Here is a 7,634-nt window from a genome sequence, read left to right as displayed (position 1 = left end):
CATCCCAAGGGCTTTTCGTGAAAAAATGGCTGAGTGTCGTGCGGTGGTTCGGATGAAAGCTCCAATGATGAAGATCGGTCAATGTTCCCGCAAATCCTTTGGTGGTCAGCGCATCCACGATATGAACGAGATGCTTCATGACAGGTTTTGAAAAATAAAGTGCCAACCCCAACATCGTGAAAAACTTGTGGATTCCTTGATGATGTGCTAATCTATTCATGAGACATGAACCTCCTTGTGAATAGTTTTGGTGACACATCTATTCTAATCAAGGAATCGGGTTCATGTCTCTTTTTTTGTTTGGTTGTAAATTTATGTTAGCGAATTTGCTCATCTACAGTTTCATATTAACATTAGTTCAAATTCATTAAGAATGATTAGATTTCTCGAGTTTTGCATTCACCATTGTTATCCCCTTTTGCTTCATTTCTTCTAACACCACTTCTTTCACGAGTTATCACCTACACCTACCTAATCTTGTGTTGAAAATGTTTGAAAGTGAATATGTATATCGCCACACACAAATCATGTGTTACCCTAATCTTAGTCCTTTTTTAGCATAAAAATTACTTTATAAACATCCGTTAGAACTTAAATTCGACAAAAAATACCAAATTCCTCCGCCTCCAATGATAAGTTTTTCTTCTTTAGAGTGGTTTAAATGAAAGTAAGTAATTTAATCATATACTAGTATGAGGAGTTGCTTAATTTTGTATGATCGCTTTTACACTTCTAACTGATGGTGTTGCAAAACTAGAGTAAAAACTCGAAGTTATGCATAAGGATGCAGCATAACACATGCAGTAAATAACGATGAAATCCATACCATCGCGGTTGTTCCCCGTCACTTTTTCACTCATTAAATACCCGTTCATCCCGCAGCGAAGCCCAAACAGCCATTGCCAAACCTCGTTTTCAGAAAGACAGAGAGAACACGTCCATAGGCATCTTTTCGTTCCTCGCTATTGCGGCAGTTGATGGGGGAAATCAATAGGATTCCTGCTTGTTCGACTGTTTGCTGAACCTTTTCGCTGTCATAAGCGGCATCGCCCAATACCAATTCGATATCCCACTGTTGTAAAGAAACAAGCAATTCTGGTGCCACTGCCGCATCATTCCGATTCGCTGTGGTCCACACATGAGATAAAGCGATTCCCTCGGCAGCGGTGCAGAGATGAAGTTTATATCCTTTAAACCAGTGATATCGGGTGAACACCCTCCACTTTGCCTGTGAATCGTAAAGACTGCTTCGAAGGGCCGTACTGTCGATCAGCACAAATTGGGATACCGTATTTCTAAATTTTTGAGCAGCTGTGCATGAAAGACGGGAAATCCTTGTTCCCAGAACCACTTTGCCGTGCGGGAGAACGTAGAAAGATGAGGAACTTCACTAAGCCCACAAGCCCGCTGAAAACAGCGAAAACACTGCACGATGCACACTAATTTTCTAATCATTCCCACTTACCGGATAACAAAAAGGATTAATAATCGCTCTTCTTATTACTTCGGGGATAACGGTGTTGGTATTCTTTGGTGGGCTGTTTACGAATAGCCTAGCATTACTATCAGACGCAGGGCATATATTAAGCGATATTGGCTCTCTAGCTTTGAGCTTAGTCGCTATGTGGTTCACCGCAAGACCACCTTCTCCACGAAAAACATACGGTTTTTACCGATTTGAATACTAGCAACAATGATGAAAATACTAAATTTCAGGATAGTTTAATATCAAAATAGACGGGTTCTTGAGGATTGTGCATTTGTTAAAATAACAAAGGCGATGCCCCTTATTTAAGCATCGCTCTCGTTAATTGAATAACAAACATATAAAATAATTACAAAATAGTTCTCTAATTTCGCAAGAACAATTCTAATAATATATTTTTGCAACCACGTTCTTCTTTTTATTACTCACAGTAGTTTTATTCAGCTGCCATGGCATCGGCTTTTGTTACATGTACAGTACCACGTGGATGTTGTGGAGGTGCATATATCGAGTAAAGTTTTAGCGGGATATTACCTATATTGATTACATTGTGCCATGTTCCAGCAGGTATCATAATGGCAGAGTCATCATAGACTTTTCTTTCAAAGTTTAAATTATCTTTACTCTTGCCCATTTGAACAATCCCTTGACCTTGTTCAATACGTAAGAATTGATCAACGTTAGGGTGAATTTCCAAACCGATATCTTCGCCCACATTGAGACTCATCAATGTAACTTGCAAATGATTTCCTGTCCATAAAGCGGTACGATACGTATTGTTTTGCTTCGTCGCCTCGTTGATATTAACTACAAACGGTTCTGGTCCATAATCTTTTAACCCAATTTTATCTCTTCCCTTTGATGATTGTAAAAAACCCAATCGTTTAGCATGCCCTATCTCATTAGGAATAGTCCAGTAAACAGGCTGTCTTCCATAGTTATACATTGGTACGTTAACATAATAAGGATATGGATACATAAAAGGAACATAATACATTTTTCTCACCCCTTCGCAGATTTATAAAATTATTCTATGCACTATGTTTAGGGAATTTACTTATATTCAGGATGAGGGATTATCTAAGTTGCCAGAACAAGTCCTCCATCAAATCCTCGAGGCGCAAGTAGAAGAACAGCTGGGAGCTCGCCGTGATGAACGAACGGAAGAACGAAAAGGATATCGCAACGGTTCGTATCCACGCCAGCTGACAACCCGGGTGGGACGGTTGACTTTGCGCGTTCCACGAACAAGAGATGGAGAGTTCTCTACGGAACTGTTCCAACGGTATCAACGGAGCGAACAAGCACTGGTACTGGCACTCATGGAAATGGTGGTAAACGGGGTGTCTACCCGAAAAATCACTCCAATCACGGAGGAATTGTGCGGCACTTCGTTTTCCAAGTCGACGGTCTCCTCGCTATGCAAAGGCTGGATCCGATTATCCAAGACTGGAACCATCGTTCCCTGCATGAACACGTGTATCCGTTTGTACTGGTGGAGGAGATTTTCGAAAGTCCGGGAAGATGGACGGGTACGTTCCAGAGCCGTTTTGATCGCCACAGGAGTGAATGAGGAAGGATACCGGGAAATTCTTGGCCTGCAAATCGGAAACAGTGAATCGGAGTCCAGCTGGAGCGAGTTCTTCGGATGGCTGAAAGATCGAGGACTCCGGGGAGTGGACTTGATCATCTCGGATCAGCACGGCGGGCTTATGCAAGCTATTGAAAAGCATTTCCAAGGTGCTACATGGCAGCGATGCCAGACACATTTTATTCGCAATATCCTCGATGCCGCACCAAAGTATATGCAGGATGCCTTGCTGGAGGAGATTCGCGGGATTCTTCATGCCCCAAACAAGCAAACGGCCCGGCTGTTATTGGAACAAGTGCTGGCCAAATGGAGAGATGGGCGCCAAAAGCCATGCAAATCCTTGAGGAAGGATTTGAAGACGCCACCGCTATATTGAGCTATCCGGGCGGCGTCTGCGCACGACCAACGGAGTGGAACGGCTGAATGAAGAAATTCGCCGCAGAGAACGGGTGATCCGCATCTTTCCGAACCGGGAATCGGTGTATCGTCTCGTTGGCGCCGTGTTGATCGAAATCGATGAAAAATGGATGTTAGGGCGCAAATACAAGGGATTGGCTGAATATTGGCAGTGGCGGAAAATGAAAGAGCAAGCAGCTCGATCGGGGAATCAGGAGGCTCCGGCGATCAAGAGAGTGGGATAACCTCTTCGGCTGTGTCAAGGAGAACGTGGAATACCGGAGCGAAGCGAGGATATGCCGCGAAATCTCCTTGACACACCTGTTCCTTGACAACATGATATTTGTCCGGGAAGGCGACCTGCAGGGAGACTTGCCGGACTTACCTACCATACGTCAAGTCTCAGGTCCATATTTCTATCAAAGGGGAATTTGCACAATAATTTGGACTTGACCGAACTCCTTGGTTACACTTTTCTATTTATCTATTTTTTGCTCAATACAATTTACCTTTTGTTTAGGCTCTGTTATCGTTAATTGTTAATCTTCGACCAAATGAAAAAGCCACCTTATGATGATAAGGCAGCTTTTTTGTACATATTTTATTTAACTATCGCACCCTTAGTTCAATAACCCTTCGTTACTTTCTTTAAATCCCGAGTATATATAATGGTTCTTACCGAAAATAAATACTTCCTTTTCCTTAGTGAAACCAATCTTCTCTGCCACACGAATGGATGGAACATTTCTTGGGTCAATAATACTTATCAGCTTATTTAAACCCAATTTATAAAACGCATATTCCTTGCACGCTTTGGCTGCTTCTGTTGCGAATCCCTTGGACCAATATTTTTTATTAATGTGGTATCCAATCTCCACTTCAATACTGTCATTTATTTTTTGTTTAACAAGACCACAATCACCGATAAATTCATTCGTTTCCTTCAAGCAAACCGCCCATAATCCATAACCATCATTCCGATATCTATCTTGATTTCGTTTAATCCAGTCTTGAGTTTGCTCAATACTAAAGGGAGCTGGATAAAACTTCATTGTTTCTGAATCAGAAAAAATACTATGTAGAGAAGTAATATCTTCATCTCTATACTGTCTTAATATCAACCTTTGTGTTTCAAGAACAACCATTTCCCCATACCCTTCCCCTCTTGTTTAATCTCATGTTTTCACTAATGATTTAAGATAATGAATTCCTTGCTCCTTCAACCTTTCTGCTCCCTTAGCCAACCATGAAGCAGGCTTCACCACAGATGATGGAAGGTAACTAGTTCTTCCATGGGAGACAATCATGTCGCATCTATACGGCACCATCAGGAGAATGAAAAAGGATAGCTTAATAAAAAACTACTGGATACACTAACTGATTTCATAAACTAACCATTCAGACAATTGACCACCCATTTTGTTGTAAAGAGATTGAGCAACTAAATTATCCTTTGCAGTTTCCCATGTCATGTAGGCAAAATCATTCTCTCTTATATAAGACAAGCATGTTTGAAACAGTTTTTCGCCTAGTTTTTGCCCTCTTGCTTCCGATATAACAAACAAATCATTTAAAATAGCCATTTTTTTCACCTGAAGGGTGCTAAAGGAGAAATACAAGGTTGCAAAACCTAATAATTTTCCATCTTGTTCTGCAACAAATTGTATTCCACTGGCGGGGTTATCCAATAGATGCTGTATCAATCCTTTCAGTGACTCTTCCGTTGGTTTAGGTCTTTTATAAAAATCCACAATGTATTGATACATTAAATTTAAAAGTTGCGGAATATCCTCTCGATTAGCTGTTCTGATAGCTAAATCCCCCATCTCTTTTCCCCCTCCATTGTACTTTATGTATAAAGGAATTTAACCTAAAAAAATTGATTTTGCATCTTGCGGCAATTCTTTTACGTGTTTTAGAAACTTTAGTGCTCTTTTACATTCTTCTTCAGGAAAGTGAAAACCATATACTTGCCCAACATATTCAGCAGTTTTTTTGAATAAGTCATGGAATAAGAATAATGAATTCCAGATATTATCATAATTAGCATCTGTATATGTCTTCTCAAAGTCATTCCAAATTTCAGGCTCCAAGAACTTTTTTAAGCGTCTTCCTCCTTTTCCAATCGAGTATTTATAATCTGTTTTAATCCCTATATACCATTCAAGCATTTGAATTAATGGCTCACGTAAAACAATATCTATTAAACGCATTAACAATGGTTGTTGAAGTTAATTCGTTCTTCCATATCGGCTTAACAGGAACCTAAAAAATTCGTCTGAAGCTCTTCCTCTATCACCTTCATCACCTTGTTATCCAGATAAACCTTATAAGCCTTTGCTTTTGGTCTAGAACTAACTATATTACTTATATTTTGTTCGATATAATGGATGGCAACTCCGTCATCCGCTGCAATACCAGCTTGTATGTCTCCAGAATAAATTAGTTTATGATACGAAGGTCTTCTATCTGACTCTCCATCATAATGCGGACAATTACTGCCCTTTAGAAAGCCTAAGCATTTAATTGGTTCTAATCCCTCTCCAAATGAATCTGTGACGCCTTCCTCGAACCAACATATAGAACCAGCACTAATGCCAGCTAAAACAATCCCTTGGTTCCAAGCTTTTCTCAAAATATTATCTAACCCCCACTCTTTCCATAAAACTAATAAGTTTCTTGTATTTCCTCCACCAACATATATAATATCCTTCTCCAGTATAAACCCCTCTAAATCCCTTGTTGGCGGCTTAAATAAAGATAAATGAGAAGGTTTGCAATTTTGTTTATTAAAGAAGTTATAATACCTTGATATATAATGATCTGAATCCCCGCTAGCAGTGGGGATAAAACAAATCTTTGGAGTAGTTTTCTTTGCTTGTTTCAATATGTACAAATCTAATAACGGGTTATCCGGTTCCATTGAGAACCCCCCGCCGCCTAGAGCAATGATTTGTCGCATCTTATTCCTTCCTTTCTAAAAAGAACTATTTTCCACACCGATAATTTCTACAAATTAAAATCAAATCCTTTTTCAACTAACTGAAGTTTGCCATCACTTATGACACGGTTCTCCGTATTTCATTTCGTTGTGTTGGATAAGAGCACTAAATATCAAGTTTACGGTTACAGAGCCATTTCACGATTTCAGGATCATTATGTGAAAAAAACAAGCTCTTTTTCGTATCTAACGTAGCAATCATCTCCATATCCTCTTGGCTTAATTCAAAGTCAAAGATATTGAAGTTTTCGATGATTCTTTCTTTATGAACAGACTTTGGAATCGCAACGATTCCTCTTTGTGTCAACCAACGTAAAATCACCTGAGCAACGGATTTATTATACTTTTGAGCTATCGATACTAAAACTTCATTCTGGAAGATGTTATTTCTTCCTTCAGCAAAAGGCGCCCAGGACTCTATCTGAACATTGTACTCTTTCATAAGTTTCGCGCTTTCTATTTGTTGGCAGAAAGGATGTGTTTCAATTTGGTTTACAGCAGGAACTACTTCATTATGAATAATCAAATCTACCAGACGGTCCATCTGGAAGTTACTAACTCCAATTGCTCTAATCTTTCCCTCGCGATACAATTCCTCCATAGCGCGCCAAGAGCCATATACATCACCAAATGGCTGATGAATTAAATACAAATCCAAACCCGTGGTGCTAGATAAACTTGATCAAGCATAAAAATAGCCCTTGCCTGCGGATCTCCTTAAAATGAAAGTGCGACCAAACATTGAAAAGGAGAATCCCCATGCAAGAGCATTTTCATTTTACTACAGATCGAGCCAAGATTCAAAAGCAATATGCCGCCATTTTCTTTTTTGTCTCCGCTCAACTGTCATTGATTCAGACGCATCTTCAACGCCGCAACCGCCATTTGGTAAAGCAAGAAGATGACGTGATCATAGCGATTCACATTTTGGGGAAGCTGCTTGGCTTTTCTTCCGAACGGGCATGGCATCGCTTTGTCACCGGAAATTTGTTCACAAACGGGCAGTTTCTCGAACGTTCCCGATACAACCGTCGTTGTCGGGCGCTGCGTTGGGCGATTAAATGGATCCGCCATGAGCTGGCGAAACGCGGCCAACATCATGCCTATGCCGTGGTCGATAGCTTGCCGTTAGAGTTGTGCCATGCTGCGAGAATGCATCG

The 7,634-nt window shown here is 40.3% G+C and carries 8 protein-coding genes and 4 pseudogenes; 4 read left to right on the top strand and 8 right to left on the bottom strand.

Annotation, left to right across the window (positions count from 1 at the left end; all coding sequences use genetic code 11):
* Positions 1-220, bottom strand: a pseudogene (locus BM278_RS17340) (IS701 family transposase); the annotation flags it as partial.
* Between the two features lie 533 nt (positions 221-753).
* Positions 754-1,461, bottom strand: a pseudogene (locus tag BM278_RS19610) (transposase); the annotation flags it as partial.
* Between the two features lie 23 nt (positions 1,462-1,484).
* Here BM278_RS19610 and BM278_RS17330 point away from each other — a divergent pair.
* Positions 1,485-1,682: pseudogene (locus BM278_RS17330) on the top strand (cation efflux transmembrane domain-containing protein); the annotation flags it as partial.
* 240 nt (positions 1,683-1,922) lie between these two features.
* On the opposite strand, the gene BM278_RS17325 reads toward BM278_RS17330, so the two are convergent.
* Positions 1,923-2,483 (bottom strand): cupin domain-containing protein, encoded by a 561-nt coding sequence (locus BM278_RS17325; protein WP_090952294.1) that lies wholly within the window; start codon positions 2,481-2,483, stop codon positions 1,923-1,925.
* 88 nt (positions 2,484-2,571) lie between these two features.
* Between BM278_RS17325 and BM278_RS17320 the strand changes: the two genes are divergently transcribed.
* Both BM278_RS17320 and BM278_RS19535 read left to right on the top strand, forming a co-directional pair.
* Positions 2,572-3,453, top strand: coding sequence for an IS256 family transposase (locus BM278_RS17320; protein ID WP_279625778.1), 882 nt, complete (start codon positions 2,572-2,574; stop codon positions 3,451-3,453).
* A 34-nt stretch (positions 3,454-3,487) separates the two neighbouring features.
* Positions 3,488-3,718, top strand: coding sequence for a transposase (locus tag BM278_RS19535; protein WP_279625777.1), 231 nt, complete (start codon positions 3,488-3,490; stop codon positions 3,716-3,718).
* A 375-nt stretch (positions 3,719-4,093) separates the two neighbouring features.
* On the opposite strand, the gene BM278_RS17315 is transcribed toward BM278_RS19535, so the two are convergent.
* The 5 genes and pseudogenes from BM278_RS17315 to BM278_RS17295 form a co-directional block, all read right to left on the bottom strand.
* A complete protein-coding gene (locus BM278_RS17315) occupies positions 4,094-4,618 on the bottom strand; it encodes a GNAT family N-acetyltransferase (protein ID WP_090952290.1) in 525 nt (174 codons plus the stop codon).
* Positions 4,619-4,846: 228 nt separating this feature from the next.
* Positions 4,847-5,299 (bottom strand): GNAT family N-acetyltransferase, encoded by a 453-nt coding sequence (locus BM278_RS17310; RefSeq protein ID WP_090952287.1) that lies wholly within the window; start codon positions 5,297-5,299, stop codon positions 4,847-4,849.
* A 39-nt stretch (positions 5,300-5,338) separates the two neighbouring features.
* Positions 5,339-5,686 (bottom strand): aminoglycoside 6-adenylyltransferase, encoded by a 348-nt coding sequence (locus BM278_RS17305; RefSeq protein ID WP_279625776.1) that lies wholly within the window; start codon positions 5,684-5,686, stop codon positions 5,339-5,341.
* Positions 5,687-5,727: 41 nt separating this feature from the next.
* Positions 5,728-6,435 (bottom strand): Type 1 glutamine amidotransferase-like domain-containing protein, encoded by a 708-nt coding sequence (locus tag BM278_RS17300; protein WP_041470484.1) that lies wholly within the window; start codon positions 6,433-6,435, stop codon positions 5,728-5,730.
* Positions 6,436-6,580: 145 nt separating this feature from the next.
* Positions 6,581-7,132: pseudogene (locus BM278_RS17295) on the bottom strand (aldo/keto reductase); the annotation flags it as partial.
* A gap of 101 nt (positions 7,133-7,233) precedes the next feature.
* Here BM278_RS17295 and BM278_RS17290 point away from each other — a divergent pair.
* On the top strand, positions 7,234-7,634 hold a 401-nt coding region (locus BM278_RS17290), incomplete at its 3' end, for a transposase family protein (protein ID WP_482809934.1).

The organism is Parageobacillus thermantarcticus, assembly GCF_900111865.1.
Taxonomy (GTDB): Bacteria; Bacillota; Bacilli; order Bacillales; family Anoxybacillaceae; genus Parageobacillus; species Parageobacillus thermantarcticus.
Note: the sequence above shows the minus strand (reverse complement) of the source record. Positions and strands in the feature narration are given on the sequence as shown.